The sequence below is a fragment of the Saprospira sp. CCB-QB6 genome (assembly GCF_028464065.1).
Taxonomy (GTDB): domain Bacteria; phylum Bacteroidota; class Bacteroidia; order Chitinophagales; family Saprospiraceae; genus Saprospira.
Window position 1 is genome coordinate 2,149,355 of the sequence record NZ_CP116808.1, and the last position, 16,980, is coordinate 2,166,334.

The 16,980-nt window shown below is 45.9% G+C and carries 15 protein-coding genes and 1 riboswitch; of the genes, 9 read left to right on the forward strand and 6 right to left on the reverse strand.

What is annotated here, in order from left to right; translation table 11 throughout:
- Window positions 1-46 precede the first annotated feature (46 nt).
- Window positions 47-1,924 (reverse strand): WD40 repeat domain-containing protein, encoded by a 1,878-nt coding sequence (locus tag PPO43_RS08400; RefSeq protein ID WP_272616792.1) that lies wholly within the window; start codon window positions 1,922-1,924, stop codon window positions 47-49.
- Between the two features lie 303 nt (window positions 1,925-2,227).
- Window positions 2,228-2,338: riboswitch (SAM riboswitch) on the forward strand.
- A 300-nt stretch (window positions 2,339-2,638) separates the two neighbouring features.
- Here PPO43_RS08400 and PPO43_RS08405 point away from each other — a divergent pair.
- Window positions 2,639-4,435 (forward strand): acyl-CoA dehydrogenase family protein, encoded by a 1,797-nt coding sequence (locus PPO43_RS08405; RefSeq protein ID WP_272616794.1) that lies wholly within the window; start codon window positions 2,639-2,641, stop codon window positions 4,433-4,435.
- Between the two features lie 229 nt (window positions 4,436-4,664).
- On the opposite strand, the gene PPO43_RS08410 is transcribed toward PPO43_RS08405, so the two are convergent.
- The 4 genes from PPO43_RS08410 to PPO43_RS08425 form a co-directional block, all read right to left on the reverse strand.
- Complete coding sequence (locus tag PPO43_RS08410) at window positions 4,665-5,156, reverse strand: regulatory protein RecX (protein WP_272616796.1); 492 nt, start codon at window positions 5,154-5,156, stop codon at window positions 4,665-4,667.
- 194 nt (window positions 5,157-5,350) lie between these two features.
- Window positions 5,351-6,052: a PrsW family intramembrane metalloprotease gene (locus PPO43_RS08415; RefSeq protein WP_272616798.1), complete on the reverse strand. Its 702-nt coding sequence runs from the start codon at window positions 6,050-6,052 to the stop codon at window positions 5,351-5,353.
- Window positions 6,053-6,072: 20 nt separating this feature from the next.
- Window positions 6,073-6,804 carry a PrsW family intramembrane metalloprotease gene (locus PPO43_RS08420; protein WP_272616800.1) on the reverse strand — a complete coding sequence of 244 codons (732 nt, stop codon included), beginning with the start codon at window positions 6,802-6,804 and terminating at the stop codon, window positions 6,073-6,075.
- A gap of 6 nt (window positions 6,805-6,810) precedes the next feature.
- Complete coding sequence (locus tag PPO43_RS08425; RefSeq protein ID WP_272616802.1) at window positions 6,811-7,215, reverse strand: HIT family protein; 405 nt, start codon at window positions 7,213-7,215, stop codon at window positions 6,811-6,813.
- A 199-nt stretch (window positions 7,216-7,414) separates the two neighbouring features.
- On the opposite strand from PPO43_RS08425, the gene PPO43_RS08430 reads away from it, so the two are divergent.
- The 6 genes from PPO43_RS08430 to PPO43_RS08455 all read left to right on the forward strand — a co-directional run bounded on the left by PPO43_RS08430 (window position 7,415) and on the right by PPO43_RS08455 (window position 12,723).
- The gene (locus PPO43_RS08430; protein WP_272616804.1) at window positions 7,415-8,134 is read left to right on the forward strand and encodes a hypothetical protein; all 720 of its coding nucleotides are present in this window, start codon (window positions 7,415-7,417) and stop codon (window positions 8,132-8,134) included.
- Window positions 8,135-8,457: 323 nt separating this feature from the next.
- Window positions 8,458-9,765, forward strand: coding sequence for a PSP1 domain-containing protein (locus tag PPO43_RS08435; protein WP_272616806.1), 1,308 nt, complete (start codon window positions 8,458-8,460; stop codon window positions 9,763-9,765).
- Window positions 9,746-10,237 carry a gliding motility lipoprotein GldH gene (locus tag PPO43_RS08440; protein WP_272616807.1) on the forward strand — a complete coding sequence of 164 codons (492 nt, stop codon included), beginning with the start codon at window positions 9,746-9,748 and terminating at the stop codon, window positions 10,235-10,237. Before PPO43_RS08435 ends, PPO43_RS08440 begins: the two co-directional genes overlap by 20 nt.
- A 6-nt stretch (window positions 10,238-10,243) precedes the next feature.
- Window positions 10,244-11,239 carry a M28 family peptidase gene (locus tag PPO43_RS08445; RefSeq protein WP_272616809.1) on the forward strand — a complete coding sequence of 332 codons (996 nt, stop codon included), beginning with the start codon at window positions 10,244-10,246 and terminating at the stop codon, window positions 11,237-11,239.
- A gap of 199 nt (window positions 11,240-11,438) precedes the next feature.
- The gene (locus PPO43_RS08450) at window positions 11,439-11,897 is read left to right on the forward strand and encodes a nucleoside deaminase (RefSeq protein ID WP_272616811.1); all 459 of its coding nucleotides are present in this window, start codon (window positions 11,439-11,441) and stop codon (window positions 11,895-11,897) included.
- Window positions 11,898-12,114: 217 nt separating this feature from the next.
- Window positions 12,115-12,723, forward strand: a complete 609-nt coding sequence (locus PPO43_RS08455) for a hypothetical protein (protein WP_272616813.1) — start codon at window positions 12,115-12,117, stop codon at window positions 12,721-12,723.
- Here PPO43_RS08455 and PPO43_RS08460 read toward each other — a convergent pair.
- Complete coding sequence (locus PPO43_RS08460) at window positions 12,710-14,458, reverse strand: gliding motility-associated C-terminal domain-containing protein (RefSeq protein WP_272616815.1); 1,749 nt, start codon at window positions 14,456-14,458, stop codon at window positions 12,710-12,712. The two genes, PPO43_RS08455 and PPO43_RS08460, sit on opposite strands and share 14 nt — an antisense overlap.
- A 70-nt stretch (window positions 14,459-14,528) precedes the next feature.
- Between PPO43_RS08460 and PPO43_RS08465 the strand changes: the two genes are divergently transcribed.
- Both PPO43_RS08465 and PPO43_RS08470 read left to right on the forward strand, forming a co-directional pair.
- Window positions 14,529-16,070 (forward strand): zinc-dependent metalloprotease, encoded by a 1,542-nt coding sequence (locus PPO43_RS08465; RefSeq protein WP_272616817.1) that lies wholly within the window; start codon window positions 14,529-14,531, stop codon window positions 16,068-16,070.
- A 478-nt stretch (window positions 16,071-16,548) separates the two neighbouring features.
- Entirely contained in the window at window positions 16,549-16,914 is a 366-nt protein-coding gene (locus PPO43_RS08470) for a hypothetical protein (RefSeq protein WP_272616819.1), read from the forward strand.
- The last annotated feature ends 66 nt before the right edge of the window (window positions 16,915-16,980 follow it).

Below are 16,980 nucleotides of genomic sequence, written 5' to 3' on the forward strand. Positions count from 1 at the left end.
GGGAGTAACCGCCGCAAGCGTAGCGCAGCGGAGGCCCCAAAAACAGCTAATTTCTAAGCTGCTTAGGGACCTCATAAAGGGAAATCAGGCCCTCCCAACTGATTACCGCAATATAGCGGCCATCGGGGCTGATGGCCGTATGCGAAACGGCCCTCCCCTGAAAGGGAACCACCGCCTTGGGCTGTCCAGTTTGGCCATCATAGAGATAGAGGTGGCCGTTTTGACCGATGCCCGCATAATAGTTTTGCTTGGCCGTAAAGCCGCCAAAACAGTGCTCAGACATCAGGGCGCTCTTATTGTCATAGCCTCGAACCGCAGGGGCAGGCAGCAGCTTGCTAACTCGCCCATTCAGCCAATGGGCCAAATTTATCGAATGGCTTTGCCACAGCAGGGGGATAAAAGGCTGCCCCTCTTTCTTTAATAGTTGTTCCCATTCCGCTGCCGTTGCTCCTCGATAATTATGGATGGGACAGCGTTCCAGAACGTAATCAAAGACATTGTTTTTGCGGTAATGAATGCCCAAAATCGCGCGACTATCGGGGGTAAAGCAGGCATCTAAATAATGTTTTTCGAGTCGTTGGGGCTGTCGCTCTAGCTTTGGAAAGCTGTAGAGCGGCTGCACGCCCGCTTTATGCTGATAGGAGGAGGGAAGGGCCAAAAGGTAGTTTCCATCAGGTGAAAAACGAACTTGATAATAGCTTAAAATGCTATCATTGGGCGGTAAATCTAGCCGCCAATTGGGCTGTTTTGTTTTTAATATTCGGACATTTGGGCCATAATGCGAACCCACCGCCAAGTATTTCCCATCAGGCGAAAAACTGAGGATATCGGGAGGGAAAGTGAAGGTTTGGGGGCCTTTGAGTTGGCCACCAACTCCTTTTTTATTGAGGTAAACGGGATGTGTCCATTGGCGGCAGGCCAAAAGAAAGCCCTTGCCTTCTTGGTCCCAGCTGCCATCTTCCCAGCCATTGCAGCGGCAATCTTTGGGGAGGGGGATAGGGTTTAGTTTTTGGTTTTTGCGCTTCCAAAGTAGAATATGGACACTGCCCACAATTAAGAGTTCTTGGTCGTTGGGGGAAAACTCTAGGCCTTCAATCCAGCTTCTATCGATAATCGTGTCTATGAGCTTGGCTTGGTCCAGATAATCCCAAATTTCTAGGCGGCCTTCAAAAAAGCTGAGGGCCAGGAGTTCGCCATCTTGAGAAAATGCGATTCGTTGTGTTTTTGAATAACTAAAATCTGTTCTGATAGGGTCTAATTGCAGGCTGTTGAGCTCCAATTTGGCCAGTTGGACATCTAATCTTTGGCTAGGAATAATACTCACTACCGCCTCCTCTTTTTGGGGATGAAACTCAATGGCGGCGAGGGTGCCTGGCAGCTCTCGAACTTCGCCAGTTTTTAGGTTTTTAATTTTAGAGAGCTGGTATTGGCCGCCATAAATAGCTAACCATTTGCCATCGGGGCTAATCCGGGCCTCTGGATAGTCAGAAGAAAAGGGCAGACTATCGATTAGCTCGCCAGTATAATAATTAAAGACATAAGCCCCATTCCCGTCATTGCTGACCATTCCCAGCGGTTGATCCTTTAGAATACGCAGGCTTCGGCTCAGGTTGCTGTAATTTTTTCGGTGAGAAAAACCTCTCTCCCAAATAAGCTCGCCAGCAAACCTATCCCAAGCTGTTAGATAACTACCTCCTGCAATCAGGATAATAGAATCATGAGCGGCAAAGCGAATATCACCTCCCGTAGGGGCAAAAGGGGCGCTCCAGCGACTGTCGCCCCAGCTATGTAAAAACTTCATTTTGGGGAGGCTGTCTGCAGGGGGCAAACCACTATAAATGTAATATTCAGAGACAAATGCCTGCTTTTGGGCAAGGCTGCAGAAAAAAAAATGAAAAAAAATGAAAAAAAAAATGCTGCGCATATTGCCAGTTTTATGAAAAAGGGCCTCAAAATATCATTTTAAAAATAGGGGCCTATCTTGGCTTTGAGCTGATAAAATTAAGTCCTTTGGAAGAAATGAAAAATTATAAAAGGATATGTTAAAATGGGACTATTTTAGCCCTTTTAGTTGTATAGATGTAGAGGGCGTAGAAAATGGTTGTTGGGACAAATAATTGTCAAAAGGATTTGGAAATCTGAGAGATAGACCCCATATTTGTGTATAGAAAGTTCTATATATGGTCCCTTTAAAGGCTGCTTAAATAGCGGCTTTTAGATGGACTTTTACTTATCCAGAAAGGTGGAGGGATTAGGCCCAAAGAAACCTTAGCAACCTGCTCTTAGAGGCAAGGTGCTACTTCCTACTGAAGCCGAAAGGTGGAGGGGCAGATAAGCGAAGCTGTTTTAAATGAAGCATCGAAAGATGACGAAATATAAAAAGCTCGAGGGTATTTGCCTTTGAGCTTTTATCGTTTTAAGACGATATTTTAATGGTTTATGTTGTTTAGTTGTTTGTTAGCTGTGACTCTCTGTGCCCTTGGGCGCGGAGAGTTTTTTTATGATCTGTGATGAGCTTGTATGCAAAACTTAATCATTTTTTAATGAGAACTCATTATATTAAGCGGGCCAAAATAAACCGCTATGAATTCTAGCTGTTTAGATGGCTAATCATCACCAAATTCTAATCAAATTTATTATGGCTACGACAACTAGCAAAAAAGTACTGGGCGGTGGAGAATTTCTCCTTGAGCAGATCGGTTACGAAAACATTTTTACCAAAGAAGAACGCACAGAGGAGCAGAACATGGTCCTCAATATGCTACAAGATTTTATTGATAAGGAAGTAGCACCCAATACGGCCAAAATTGAAAAACTAGATATCGAGTTGACCAAAGAACTGCTTAAAAAAGCAGGTGATTTGGGCCTTTTGGGGACTTCTTTCCCCGAGGAGTACGGTGGATTTATGCAAGATTTTTCTACCAACATGACCATTACCGAATATCTAGCGCATACGCGCTCTTTTTCTCTTTCTGTGGGCGCACATACGGGGATCGGGATGCTTCCCATTCTTTATTTTGGAAATGAAGAGCAGAAAAGCAAATACTTGCCTAGCCTAGTCGCTGGCGATAAATTTGCCGCTTATTGCCTTACAGAGCCCGATTCTGGCTCAGATGCTTTGGCCGCAAAAACGAAGGCCGTCTTGAATGAAGCAGGCACACATTACATCCTTAATGGACAAAAAATGTGGATTACTAACGCGGGTTTCGCTGATGTCTTCGTGGTTTTTGCTAAAATCGATGGCGAGAAATTCACGGGCTTTATCGTAGAAAAAGCTTGGGAAGGCGTTAGCTTGGGAGCCGAGGAAATGAAACTCGGAATCAAAGGTTCTTCTACTCGTCAGGTGTTTTTCGAAAATGTAGAGGTTCCTGTTGAGAATGTTTTGGGCCAAATTGGAAAAGGCCACAAAATCGCTTTTAATATCTTGAACATTGGCCGTATTAAACTAGCGGCTGGCGTTTTGGGCGCTTCTAAGTCTGTGGTGAAGCATGCTGTAGGTTACGCTAATGAGCGCAAGCAATTTGGCCAATCTATCGGTAACTTTGGCGCAATTAAGCACAAATTGGGCGAGCAAGCTACTCGCATTTGGGTTACTGAAGCCGCTGTACATCGTGCAAGCAAAGCTATTGATCATGTAGAGCACCAACTCCAAGCAGAGGGCAAAACTTTGGGCGAATCACTACTAGGTGCTGCCGAAGAGTACGCTATCGAATGCGCAATCCTCAAGGTGCGCGGCTCAGAATGTTTGGATTATGTGGTGGATGAAGGCCTCCAAATTTATGGCGGTATGGGCTACTCTGAAGAGGCGCCTATGGCTAGCGCTTATCGCGATTCTCGAATTAACCGCATTTTTGAAGGAACCAACGAAATCAACCGCATGCTTTCGGTAGATATGCTCCTCAAAAAGGCTATGAAAGGCGAGTTGGACATGATGACGCCCGCTATGGCGATCCAAAAAGAATTGATGTCTTTCTCTTTGCAAAAAGCAGCTCCCGAAGGATTGCTAGAAGCCGAATTGCTACAGGTCCAAAACCTCAAAAAATGTTTCTTGGCCGTTTCTGGTATGACCGCTCAAGAACTCATGATGGGCCTCAAAGATGAGCAAGAAATCTTGATGAATATGGCTGATGTAATGGCTGAAATCTACTTGGCAGAATCCGCTATTTTGCGCGCTCAAAAGTTGGCTAGTATCCGTGGAGAAGCCGCTGTGGCCGACCAAATTGCCATGAGCCGCATTTACCTCAATGATGCCACCGAACGCATCGCTTTCTCTGCCCGCCAAGCAGTGGCTTCTTGGGCCGATGGCGACAAAAAGAAGACGCTAATGCTCGCTATCAAACGCTATTGCAAGCAAGAGTTTATCAATACTAAGGCGCTTCGTCGCCAAATTGCAGACAGCCTACTTGCTGCCAACGACTACTGCTACCAAGACTAGTTCTTGAGGCAAATCTAAAATAGAAAGAGCAAGATGACCTTAGGGAAATCTTGCTCTTTTTTTATGCTTTTTTGGGGCCTCCGCTGCGCTGCGCTTGCGGCGCTACGTTTCAGGGCTCGCAGGTCGCTCGGCCCTTCGCAAAATTTCGCTGCGCTCATTTTGCTTGGTCTGGCCTTCGGCCACCCTTTCACATCGCTAGGCCACTCCCTTCGGTCGTTTTGGACCAAAATTATTCTTCCTCTTCTTCGTTTAAAACGATTTTGATGGCCTCCCAAATGAGATGGGCCTCATAGCCTCTATATTGAGCATATTGGGCCAATTTTTTAGAGCGGCTATAATAATCTCCCTTATGGAGAAGGCGGTTTTTCTTGCGCAATAGATCCAGCAATTTGGGAAAATATTCCTCTTCGGGTAGCTCATTTTTGAGGGCCTTGCGGATACAATAAGCCGAGACATTTTTGGCCTTGAGTTCTCTTTGGATGCGTAGGCGGCCCCAGCTTTTAACTCGGAATTTCCCGCCAGCAAAAGCATGGGCAAAACGCTCTTCATTAAGGAAATTATCTTCGATTAGGTCGGCTATAATTTCGTCTAGGCGTTCGCCATAGACGCCTAGGTCCAAGAGTTTTTGGCGGACCTCTTGATGGCAGCGCTCTTGATAAGCGCAAAAGCTTTGTAGTTTGGCCAGAGCGGCCTCATAACTAATATAAGGTGGTTTAGACATAAATGGACACTAAAAGAAGCAAAAACGGCCCCATGGCCGAAGGCCAAACGGCCTAGCGATGTGGAGGGGTGGCGCAGAGCGCCAGACCGAGCAAAATGAGCGTAGCGAAATTTTGCGAAGGGCCGAGCGAATAGCGAGCCCCGAAACGTAGCGCCGCAAGGCGAAGCCGCAGCGGAGGCCCCTACATCAGCTCTTTAATAAACATCATTGGGTTCTTCTTTATGGGGCGAAATATGTTGGAGGTGCTTAATCATGGGGAAAGTGATGAAAATCGCCACAAAAAGGACCACAAAAGTAAGGTATTGCAGGCTGGGGAAATTGACCTGAAAGATAAAGAAATCGTAGAGGCCATGGACCAGTGCGGCCAGGGCCAGCCCTTTGAGCAAGAAAAGGCTTTCTTTGCCTTTGTGCAAGTGAAATTTGCCAAGGCCCACAAAATAGCCCATAATCACGGCAAAAGCGGCATGAGCGGGAACGGCAGTAAACATGCGTAGAAAAGCGACTTCATAGCCGCCTTGGGTCACGTAGAGAATATTTTCGAGGGTGGCAAAGCCCATACTCACCATAACAGAATAGACAATGCCATCCATTGGCTCATCAAATTCTTTTTTGGGATAGATAAAATAGCGGAGAAATAGAAACTTGCAGAACTCCTCGCTAAAGCCGACTACGCCAACGGCAAAGGCAAAAGTTTTGACTAAATTCTCATCGGCGATGATGCCCATATTTTGGCCTAGGGTTTCGAGAAAAATAGCGGGAACGGTGCTCAGCATGCCAAAAAGGAAACAGAAAAAGAGGAGGTGTTTGGGTTCTGGTTCGTGCTTGTCGCGCCACCAGATATAATAGCAGATAGCCAAGCCCGGCAAGACCGAGAGGGCCAAGAGATAGTAATCCATGTAAAAAAGTTTGGAAGCTATTATAGCTCAATAAATGGGGGAGGGCCTTTCTCTGCTCTTCTTTTATAATGCCGATGGGCGCGAATCATGAAGGCGCCCAAGAGTAGCGAAATGGCCAAGGTTATCTCGGTAAATATAGTTAAAACTTTAGATAATTCTTGAAAAATGAAGAAGTCGTATAGGCCGTGTAGAATAATAGGAAGGAGGAGGGCTAGGAGTAAAAAAAAGACTTCTCTTTTAGTTTGAAAGCGGGCAAGGCCCATAAAATAGCCCATTACGACCCCAAAAGCGGCATGAGCGGGCAGGGCGGTAAACATTCGGCGGTAGGCTAGGGAATAGGCTTGTTCAAGATCTTCTAATCGGATAACGAGATAGAGAAAATTTTCGGCAGCGGCAAAGCCCAAACCGATACAGGCAGCGTAAACAATGCCATCGAGGGGGACAGCAAACTCTTTTTTGGGATAGAGGTAATAGCGTAAAAAAATATACTTGAGGGTTTCTTCGCTAAAGGCTACGATTAGGAACGAGAAGGTAAAACTGGTCCAGAGATCGCCTTGTAAAAGCATACCTAAATCATAGATCCCAAACTCCTCCATTTTGATGGCGGGATAGGTGCTAATGACGCCAAAAAGGCAGGCAATAAGCATAAGGGGGATGGGGGGCGGAGCTTTATAGCTGAGCCCATAGAGGAAAAGAATTAGGACGAGACTAGGCAAAATGGCTAGGCCCGACAATAAGAGGAGGTCTAGCATAATGTGCTAGTGCTGCTCGGTTAAGGCAAGCTGAATTTTTTGGGCCAAATCGGCAAATTCTTCTTTGGCGAGCTGTACTCTTTCTTTAGTGAAATTGATAGAGCCTAGACCTTGAAGCGGAATCAAGTGGATGTGTACATGAGGAACCTCTAGGCCAACTACCGCCATGCCAATGCGTTTGCAAGGGACCACTTTTTCGATAGCTAGAGCTACCTTTTTTGCGAAAATATGGAGTTGGGCAAGTTCCTCATTTTCTAGCTCGAAAATATAATCGATTTCCTTTTTTGGAATAACGAGAGCATGGCCCTTTTCTACGGGCGAAATATCGAGGAAAGCCAAAAAGTCTTCGGTTTCGGCTAGTTTGTAGGCGGGAATTTCACCGCTGATAATTTTACTAAAAATGCTAGGCATAATACTATTTTTTAAGGTCCTGAAAGGTACTGCTTTTTAGCGAAATGGAATAACTTGAGAGCGAGTCTTGTCATTAGTTTAAAAAAGACTATCTTTAGATAAGACTCATCCCATATATCCCTAAGTTTATTTTTTCATAGTGACCTATTTCCCCACTAGTGCTCTCTATGGAAACCAACATTATTAGAATATTGCTTTTATGGGACATCTTTACAGGCTATTATTTCTTACTATTGCTTTCTTTGCTGTTTCGATTTCGCTTAGTGCTCAGGATCAGTATTATCAAAATGCCTTGCAGCTTGTAGCTAGACAAGCGGAGGCTGTAGAGCAGGCCGAGTTACCTTTGGCTGAGGTGGCTGAATTGGCTATTTTGTTAGAAACACTCAGCCAGTCGGGCCATGAAGCTTTTTTGTTTATCAATGAATTGAATATTCGGGCACAGCAAACGGCCAATTGCTATAGTTTTACGCTTTATTTAGATCCTAGTTTACCTGATTTGCAAGAGCTACGTAGCAGCAACCAATTACAAAGGGGGCCTTTGCGCTTATTGTTGGATACCTATGAGCTGAGTATTAAATCTTGGAAAGAGGAAGAGGGGCTACTCCAATTAAATTTGCAAAGTCCAAGACCTAAAAATATTGCTTATATCGCACGTAAGTTCTCGGAGCAGGCCAATGTGTTCTTAGTCGAGATTCCAAGTCTAGCTCAACGAGGACCAGATATTTACAGCAAAAAAATATATGGGGGCTGGCTGATTTCTTATGTCTATCCTTATTATAACGACCAAGGAGAAGAAATGACGGTAGAATGGCAGTTTGGCTGCAATGATCAAGGAGAATGGACTTATTTGGGCCAATACGGAGAGTTGCCCAACGACTTTGAGCAAGAAGCACTAATTGTTACTCCCAATAACAACTAAAGAAAACTTTAAGGCGGCCAAAAAGGCGGCCTTTTTTTTGCTGAAGGCCACAAAAGTCTAAACAAATTTGTACTTTTGAATGATTTTTAGCGAGCTAAAATAAGCCTTTCTATTTAATTAGATAGATCCTTTTTAAGGCTGTTGTGCCTGCTTATTTACTTGAGATAAACTGCTCTAAGGCAATGGCCTAGCACAACTCCAGTTGGCTGAATTTTTATAGCGCTTTGGCGAGAGAGCCCAATTTCCCTTGCCCTAAATAAAAAGCGCTAACTCATCTTTCTCAACAATAAAGAGGGCTAAGCCCTCTAGCTATATACATATTTATGGGATGTTCGAATTGTTCCAGTACTGGCGGTTGTAGCAGTACTGGTTGTGGAGATAACGGAAACTGTAACAGCGGAGGCTGTAATAAACTCAATACTTTTGATTGGCTGGCCAATATGGAAATGCCCGATATGGCCCAACTAGATCTGGTAGAACTTTCTTTTAAAGACAATATGCGTAAGGCTTTTTACCGCCTTCCTCCTTATTTACAAATTCATACAGGCGACCTAGTAGCCGTAGAAAGTAAATCTGGAGGCTATGATATTGGCCGAGTGAGTCTAATGGGCGAATTGGTTCGCCTGCAAATGAAAAAGAAAAGGGTTAAACCCAATGCTATCCTCCCCAATGTGCTCCGCACAGCCAATGAACGAGATTTGGAACGCCTAGCCGAGGCTAGAGCTGCCGAACAAGAAACAATGGTGAAAGCTCGACTTTTGGCCCGCGAGTTAGAACTCGATATGAAAATTGGTGCCGTAGAATACCAAGGGGACCGGCGAAAAGCCACTTTCTATTATACCGCTGATGGCCGAGTCGATTTTCGCGAATTGATCCGCATCTTTGCTAGAGAGTTCCGCGTGAAAATTGAAATGCGCCAAATTGGAGCCCGCCAAGAATCTGCCCTTATCGGCGGCCTTGGCCCCTGTGGCCGCGAACTCTGCTGCTCTACCTGGCTAACCGATTTTAAATCGGTCTCTACCACAGCCGCACGCTACCAAAATTTGGCCATCAACCAATCTAAATTATCTGGCCAATGCGGGCGCCTCAAATGTTGCCTCAACTTTGAGCTGAATACCTACCTCGATGCCCTCAAAACCTTTCCCAAACATATTCACCGCCTAGAAACAGAACAGGGGACAGCCCAACTCCTTAAAACCGATATCTTTAAGCGAATTATGTACTTCGCTTACCAAAAAGAATTTGGCGGAATGGAGGTTTTTCCCCTTTCTGTAGAACGAGTAGAGGAAATTGCTGCCCAAAATAAAAAAGGACAAAAACCCTATCACCTCTCTGAGTTTATTGTGGATAATAAAACAAGCCACCACTTTAATAAGGAAGCCGGCCCCGATGATTTTGTCGATGGCTCCGGTAGCCTAGAATTAAGCGAACTCAAAGAAGATCAAAAACGAAATAATCGCAAACGAAAACGCAAGCGAAAACCTAAAAATCCTAACGCCTCCAATCAACGGCCACAAGGGCCAAAATCAGCAGAGAATAAAACGAAGCCTACTCGCCCAAAAAGCAATCGTAAAAAACGCCCCCGAAACTCGCAAAATAATAAAGCGAAGCATGATGCTAACAAAAAATAACTGGCTCCCTTTTATGTTGTTGCCACTCTTGGCCCTATTTACTAGCTGCCAAGATTACCTTTATGAAGAAGAACAAGCTATTAAGGAGGCAGTCTGGACCTATGCCGAACCGCTTGAATTTACACTCCCTATCACAGATACTACTCTGGCCTATAATCTCTACTTAGAAATTAAACATAAGCAGGATTATGAGTTCGAAAATGTCTATAGCTTACTTAAAGTCCAAATGCCCGACGGTAAGCTCAATGAACGACAGGTTTCTCTCGAACTCGCTAGCCCTAAAGGCAAATGGGAGGGCGAATGCCAAGGCGAGTTCTGCCAACGTCGCCTTATCTTTATGCCCAATATTAAGTTTGATCAATTGGGCAATTATAAAATTGAGTTTCAACAGTATAGCCGCCAAGATTCACTGGCCGGCATCGCTAGCCTTAAACTCCTTCTAGAAACCGCAAAAGCTGCTCCCGAATCCTAATTTATTATGCGCCAATTTGCCACTCTTTTACTCGCCCTAAGCCTATTGTGGGCCTGTGAAAATGATAAGCCTAAACCCCAACCCAAACCAACTCCTCCAGTAGAAGAAAAACTGGCTAAAGCGCCCGTTTTTGTGGCCGATTCTGCCTACGCTTTTGTGAAAGCACAACTGGCTTTTGGCCCCAGAGTGCCCGAAACTAAAGGCCATGAGGATTGCGCCAATTGGCTAATCCAAAAGTTTGAAGCTTACGGAACAAAGGCCCATATCCAAACGGCCGAAATGAATAACGGCCAAGGCAAAACTTACCCCATCAAAAATATTGTGGCCCAAATTAAGCCCGAGGCCAAAACACGCATTCTACTTGCCGCTCACTGGGATACCCGCGCTATGGCCGATCGCGATAGCGAACGCCAATCAGAGCCTATCCCTGGCGCAGATGATGGCGCTAGCGGGGTGGCCGTTTTACTCGAAATTAGCCGCCAAATTCAAAAACAAAGCCTCCAAAATGTAGGCGTGGATATTGTCCTTTTTGATGTGGAAGACCAAGGCCTTTCTGGCGATGCCTACGATCGCAGCTCTTGGTGCCTAGGTGCCCAACACTGGAGCCGAAACCCACATGCTCCCAATTATAAAGCGAAATTTGGAATTTTACTCGATATGGTCGGCGCCCGTGCCGCCCGCTTCCCGAAAGAAGGGGTTTCTCTCAAACATGCCGCTTTTTATGTGGATGAGGTTTGGCAAACGGCTTGGAAATTAGGCTATAACGACTTTTTTGTAGACGAAACACACGGCCAATTGGTCGATGACCACCTTTTTGTGAATGAAATTCGCAAAATTCCCATGATCGATATTATCAATTTACCCAAAGGAAGCCCCACTGGCTTTGGCCCTTACTGGCATACTCATCAAGATGATATTGACATTATTAGCCCAACTACTCTCAAAGCCGTTGGCCAAACAGTTTTGCAAGTGATTTACCAATATGAACAAAGAGGGGAGTAATTAAAGGTTTGGGGCCTCCGCCTCGCTATGCTCGTCGGCGCTACGTTGCGCAGCTCGCTATTCGCTCGGCCCTGCGGCAGCAAAGCTGCCTGGGTCTGGCCTGACGGCCACTGCTGCACATCGCTAGGCCAGTCGCTTCGCTCCTCTGCCGCCTACGTCAAGCAAAACGGGCTGGTCCAAAAAAGGGCCAGCCTGTCTAATGTCTAAGAATATGGATTTCAATGTTTTTTCCGATGAGTTTTTTATGCGCCAAGCCCTCTTAGAGGCCCAAAAAGCATTTGAACTAGAGGAGGTGCCTGTTGGCGCTGTTTTGGTGGCCCAAAATCAGATTTTGGCCCGGGCCCACAACCGCACCGAAGCCCTGACCGATATTAGCGCTCATGCCGAGATTTTGGCCATTACGGCCGCCGCTCAAGCCTTAGATAGCAAGTATTTGCCCAAGGCCACGCTTTATGTGACTCTAGAACCTTGCTTGATGTGCGCTGGCGCTTTGGCTTGGGCCCAAATTGGTCGAATTGTCTATGCCGCCGCCGATCCTAAAAGAGGTTTTTTGGCCCTTGCTCCAAAAGCCCTACACCCCAAAACCAAATTAGAACAAGGACCGCTAGCCGAAGAAGCCCAAGCCCTACTCCAAAGCTTTTTTAAACGCAAACGCTAGCGCTTAAAAGCAAAAAACATCCTTTAGGGTCCAGCTGGCCTAGCGATGTGCAGGGGTGGCCGAAGGCCAGACCGAGGCGGCAAAGCCGCCGCAGGGCCGAGCAGACCTGCGAGCCCCGAAACGACAACAAGCCCTTTAGGGCGCAGTTCGACGACCGAAGGGAGTAACCGCCGACGAGCGAAGCGAGGCGGAGGCCCCAAAAAAAAATAAAAAGAAGATGAACAGCAGCGCCAAATTAGAATACGAAAAGGGCCAAAATGCCCTAAATGCCAACCAGCCTTTGGCCGCTTTGCGGGCTTTTTGGACCGCCTACAAGTTGGACCAACAGCCTGAATTTCTATATGATGCCGCCTATGCATTGCTTTTGCTCAAGCGCTATCGTTGGGCGCAGCAAACCTATGCTTTTTTGGGCGATTTTCGGGCGGCGGTGCAAGCGAGTTGGGCCGTAGAAGGAGAGTTGTCGGGGCGTTTTCCCAAAGGGTTTTATCGGGCGCTCATCCAAAGTCGAAATTTGCCCAAAGAAAAGGCTCTGCAAGCGCTAAGCCTCATGCGGCAACATGCGGTAGCTTATGCGCCAGCTTATTTGGAAGCTTGTCGTTATTTGGATCAGCGGCCCAGCGAGGCTTATCAATTGGCTTTGGCGGGTTTGGAGCAGGCGGAGGACCATTATACATTTGGTGGATTGAAGCTGCAAGCGGCCCTTTATCGTTACTATCGGGGCCAAAAAGAGGCGGCCCGAGAGCTCCTTTTAGAATTAGAGTATTCGGGCCGCCTTTGCGAAGAGATTCGGCAAATGATTATTAAAATACAGGCTACTGACGAATAATCGTAATAGGGCCTTTAAAGACGCCCCAGCCCTCGCCTAGGTCCAGAATATAATAGTAAGTGCCAGCGGGAAGAGGACCATTGGCAAAGTCTCCCTGCCAGTTGTTGTTATAAAAATCGGCTCGGTAGACCAGGTCTCCCCAGCGGTTGAGAATGCGCAACTTATTTTTGGGAAAAAGCTGGATATTCTGGATGACCCAAAAGTCATTTTGGCCGTCGTTATTGGGCGTAATCACATTGGGAATAAAGAGGATGTCTTCTACTTTTTGGCGCAGTTCGACATAAAAAGAATCGAGGCTGCTGCAGCCCTCCATACTTTCGCCTAAAAGTTGGATGTATCCGCTGTTATTGGGCTGGGCAATTGTTTGTGAACAGATGTCACAATCTATATTTGGGCTAGGGCTCCAATTGTAAAAATCGGCTCCGCTAGCTTGTAGGGGAAGGCTGCTGCCTTCTACGATAAGGGTATCATTATTAAGTTGGAGTTGAGGGGCGGGAAACACCTCAATGAATAGGCTATCGCTCCAGCGGCCGCAGGCTGCATTTTGGCCCAAGAGCTGAAGCTGATATTGGCCGGGGGCGAGTAGGGGCGAAAAGCTGGAGCTACTGCTATTCCCCCAAGCTTGTCCATTAATGTAGAGTTCGTAATCATTGTATTGGCCAAGCGTTTCGCTAAGTAGAATCCCCTTGTTGTCGCAATAGGGAGCGGCTTCTGCTTCTAGCATTAATTCGGGACTTTTTTGGGCCAGAATAAAGAGGCTATCGCTCCAGTTAGTGAGTAGACTATCGAGAGTAAGGCTTTGTAGGCCAGCAAAGCTAGGAAATTGATTTTGAAGCTCTTCAAGGTAGCTCCAGTTGTTGTTCCATTGGGCCAATTGTTCAAACTGTCCTTCTGTGTTGGGGTCGCTATAAAAACTAAATTGGAGAGGGCTACTGCCCGCTTCTCGATTAATGGCATGGCTATAAAGCGGGTTGAGCAGACAGAGTTCCAGTTCTTTTTGTTGTCGGTCTAGGCCATATTGGCCTGCATCGCCTGCCCAATAGCTGGCCCAAACTTGACTACTGTCATTAATTTGAGGTTGAATTAAAATAGGGCGAAAAAGGCGGAGCCCATTATCCTCTCCGCCTAAGGCAAAGAGATAGGGGGCGGGCCGGTCCATAGCACGAACAAGGCCACCAGGTCCGGAGGAAGAAATAAAGCCATATTGGCCACTTTGCCCAGTTTGCAGGGCATTCGGCGCTGTAGAAATAATTTCTAATCGTTGGCTATCTAGGGCTAATTCCCATTCATTTAAGCGAAGTTGGCCCGTCACAAAACTAGATTGGGCCTTGGCCGTTTTATGGTCTGTGCCGGCCAAGACCAAATAGTGAAAACGGCTAGGAAAATTGCCTCTAATAGCTTGTTGTCCTCCATCCAAAAAGAGCCAACCTTCGTTAGTAGAAGTGAAGCCTTGGTTTGTGGGGTGATTTTGAATGAAATCACCATAAAGGTGTATCGTGTCGCTGTTATGAATGGCCCCAGCATTTTGGAGATTTCCCTGAATACTCAACATAGCTCCTGATTTAATAGAAATCAGCGCACCTTGATTATGTAGCTGAGCTTGTAGCGAAGAAGAAAAAAAGGCCAAAAAACAGAGGCCAGTTAGGATCGTCTTAGAAAGCATAGTGGGCATATAATTGAGAGCCAAAGCAGCTCTTTCGCCTAAAAAAATACTGTCACTTAGGCCGTTTAGCAAGATATAATTATTTATCTTTGAAAGATTAGCCTATCAATAAAGGGATTAACTAACTATAATACAAATTTTTATGAAAATAAAAGCACTAGTCGGAGCTGCCCTATTGGGTTTATCGAGCCTTAGCCTACAGGCCCAGCAGCTAAATACAGATTGTGGTGTTAGCTTTGCCGATGGTCAACTCATTAAACAACGTCTGATGGAAAACCGCCGTTTGGTGGATCCTGCAGAGATTGCTGCCTTCCAACAGAGTCGAAATATTAAATATATCCCTGTTAAGTTTCATGTGGTAGGTGATGCTAATGGTGAAAATACAGTTCCCTTGACACAGGTTTTTGCGATGCTTTGCGATATGAACAATGACTATCGCACGCAAGATGTACAGTTTTATATGCAGGGAGTGACGAATTCTATTAACTTCTTTAATAATAGCAGTGTATATAATGATGGTGGGGCCTTTGGTTCTCAAAACATCATGTTTAATAATAAATCGGCTGGAGCGATTAACATCTTCATGAGTGCTTCGGTAAATAACCAGGTAGCGTCTTATTATACGCCATCAGGAGATTTTGTATTTGTGCTTAATCAAATGGCCAATGGTACTTCTAGTACGGGGACGCATGAGGTAGGGCACTTCTTCACCCTAAATCACACCTTTTATGGTTGGGAGGGAGCTGATGTAACTGCCTATGAGCCAGGAAATGCGCCTAACTTGATTAATGGTGTGGCAGTAGAACGAGCTGTTCGATCAGGGAGTAGTGCCAACTGTAGCTCTGCTGCAGATGGATTTTGCGATACCCCAGCAGATTATGTGTCTTTCCGCGACAATTGCCCTTATACTGGAGGGGTAAAAGATCCTTCAGGAGTAGCCATCGACCCTATGGAATCTAACTTTATGTCTTATTATGCCGATGCTTGTGTAGATTCTTTTACTGCCGAGCAAAAGGCAGCTATGGCAGCTGATATTTTGAGCCGTTGGAATTCTTTTTCAGCTCCTACTCCTAATGCTGTCGTTTCTGGGGCAGGGCTTACCGCAGTAACGCCAGCTAATGGTGGCACTGTAGAGTTAAATGGAGATATTACTTTGGAGTGGACGGCTGTACCCAATGCTACGGCCTATTATGTAGAAGTATACCGCACGTTCTTTGGTAGTCCAATTGCTCCAGTTGCTATTGAATTGGTTTATGGGGCTACTTCACTAACTATTCCTGAAGCCGATTTAGGATATCCTAAAGATTATAGTTGGACGGTTCGACCCATCAATCAGTTGAATACTTGTGGTGCTACTTCTCCTACACAGAGTTTTAGCACAACAGCCCCTGTATCTTCTGTTATTGGAGAAGAATTTAACAGCATGTCAGAAATGCGTTTAATGCAAAACCCACTAACAGGTTCTACGGCAGAATTGTTAATCAATTTGCCTAAGGACTTAGTAGGAAGCTTGCAGGTCTATAGTTTAGATGGCCGCAAAGTAGCGGGTCTAGATAAGATTCAGTTTTTTGCTGGCGACAATGCGCAACTTTTAGAAGTTGGGCAACTGAGCAATGGTATTTATATGGTGGTACTGAATACCCCTTATGGCAACTTGCAGCAAAAACTAGTTATTCAGCGCTAGTATGCTCCTTATATTATAGAAGTAAAAAAGGACAGTCTTTTAAGGCTGTCCTTTTTGTGTTTTGGGGCCTCCGCCTCGCTTCGCTCGTCGGCGCTACGCTTTGGGGCTCGCAGGTCTGCTCGGCCCTGCGGCGGCTTTGCCGCCTCGGTCTGGCCTGACGGCCACCCCGCCGCATCGCTAGGCCGCTCATCGGTTTATGCTAGATTGGGCAGTTGTTTTCAGCCTTTTGGTCCAATTGCGTGTAGAGGCGGCGAAGCCGCCGGCTTAGGGATGGAAAAGGGGGCGGCGCAGCCGCAGACCGAGCAAAATGCAAAGCATTTTTGCGAAGGGCCGAGCAGGCCTGCGAGCCCTGACACAGCCCGGCCCGCCTGAAGGGCGGGCAAGCCCCAAAAAGGAAAGAGTTCTAGATAAATAGGGTAGGGGAGGGGGCAAGAAGGCGATAAAGTTGTATTTTTGCGCCAAATTTAAAAAGAAAGCAATGCAAAAAGAGAGTCAATTATTGGAATTGCAACAGATTGTGGTAGAGCAGAAAGCGGCTTTATTGAAGGTAGTAGAGACTATTAAGGAGGAGGGCGTATCTAATTATCCTATTTTGTGGATGTATAGTGGAGAGGCCTTGCCCAATTTGGGTTTGTATTTGGGTGAATTGGCTGCTGGGGTTTGGCAGCATGGGGCGACCACCTTAGAAGAATTGTATACAAAGGGAATTATAGAGGCGGAAAAAATTGATAATTTTCGGGCCTTGTATAATCACAAAGGCGGGCATTTCTGCGTTTTGATGATGAGTTTGGAGCAAACTGAATTGGTTTTTTTGCCTTACAGCCTAGTAAAAAACGAGAATTAGAAAAGTGGAGGTTGGGTAGAGGAGAGGAGAAAAGGCTTGAAAGTTGTATGTGCTAGAAGAAATTTG

Coding starts and splice junctions, on each gene's coding strand:
- PPO43_RS08400 (WP_272616792.1), bottom strand. CDS start 1,924: ATGCGCAGCATTTTTTTTTTCATTTTTTTTCATTTTTTTTTCTGCAGC.
- PPO43_RS08405 (WP_272616794.1), top strand. CDS start 2,639: ATGGCTACGACAACTAGCAAAAAAGTACTGGGCGGTGGAGAATTTCTC.
- PPO43_RS08410 (WP_272616796.1), bottom strand. CDS start 5,156: ATGTCTAAACCACCTTATATTAGTTATGAGGCCGCTCTGGCCAAACTA.
- PPO43_RS08415 (WP_272616798.1), bottom strand. CDS start 6,052: ATGGATTACTATCTCTTGGCCCTCTCGGTCTTGCCGGGCTTGGCTATC.
- PPO43_RS08420 (WP_272616800.1), bottom strand. CDS start 6,804: ATGCTAGACCTCCTCTTATTGTCGGGCCTAGCCATTTTGCCTAGTCTC.
- PPO43_RS08425 (WP_272616802.1), bottom strand. CDS start 7,215: ATGCCTAGCATTTTTAGTAAAATTATCAGCGGTGAAATTCCCGCCTAC.
- PPO43_RS08430 (WP_272616804.1), top strand. CDS start 7,415: ATGGGACATCTTTACAGGCTATTATTTCTTACTATTGCTTTCTTTGCT.
- PPO43_RS08435 (WP_272616806.1), top strand. CDS start 8,458: ATGGGATGTTCGAATTGTTCCAGTACTGGCGGTTGTAGCAGTACTGGT.
- PPO43_RS08440 (WP_272616807.1), top strand. CDS start 9,746: ATGATGCTAACAAAAAATAACTGGCTCCCTTTTATGTTGTTGCCACTC.
- PPO43_RS08445 (WP_272616809.1), top strand. CDS start 10,244: ATGCGCCAATTTGCCACTCTTTTACTCGCCCTAAGCCTATTGTGGGCC.
- PPO43_RS08450 (WP_272616811.1), top strand. CDS start 11,439: ATGTCTAAGAATATGGATTTCAATGTTTTTTCCGATGAGTTTTTTATG.
- PPO43_RS08455 (WP_272616813.1), top strand. CDS start 12,115: ATGAACAGCAGCGCCAAATTAGAATACGAAAAGGGCCAAAATGCCCTA.
- PPO43_RS08465 (WP_272616817.1), top strand. CDS start 14,529: ATGAAAATAAAAGCACTAGTCGGAGCTGCCCTATTGGGTTTATCGAGC.
- PPO43_RS08470 (WP_272616819.1), top strand. CDS start 16,549: ATGCAAAAAGAGAGTCAATTATTGGAATTGCAACAGATTGTGGTAGAG.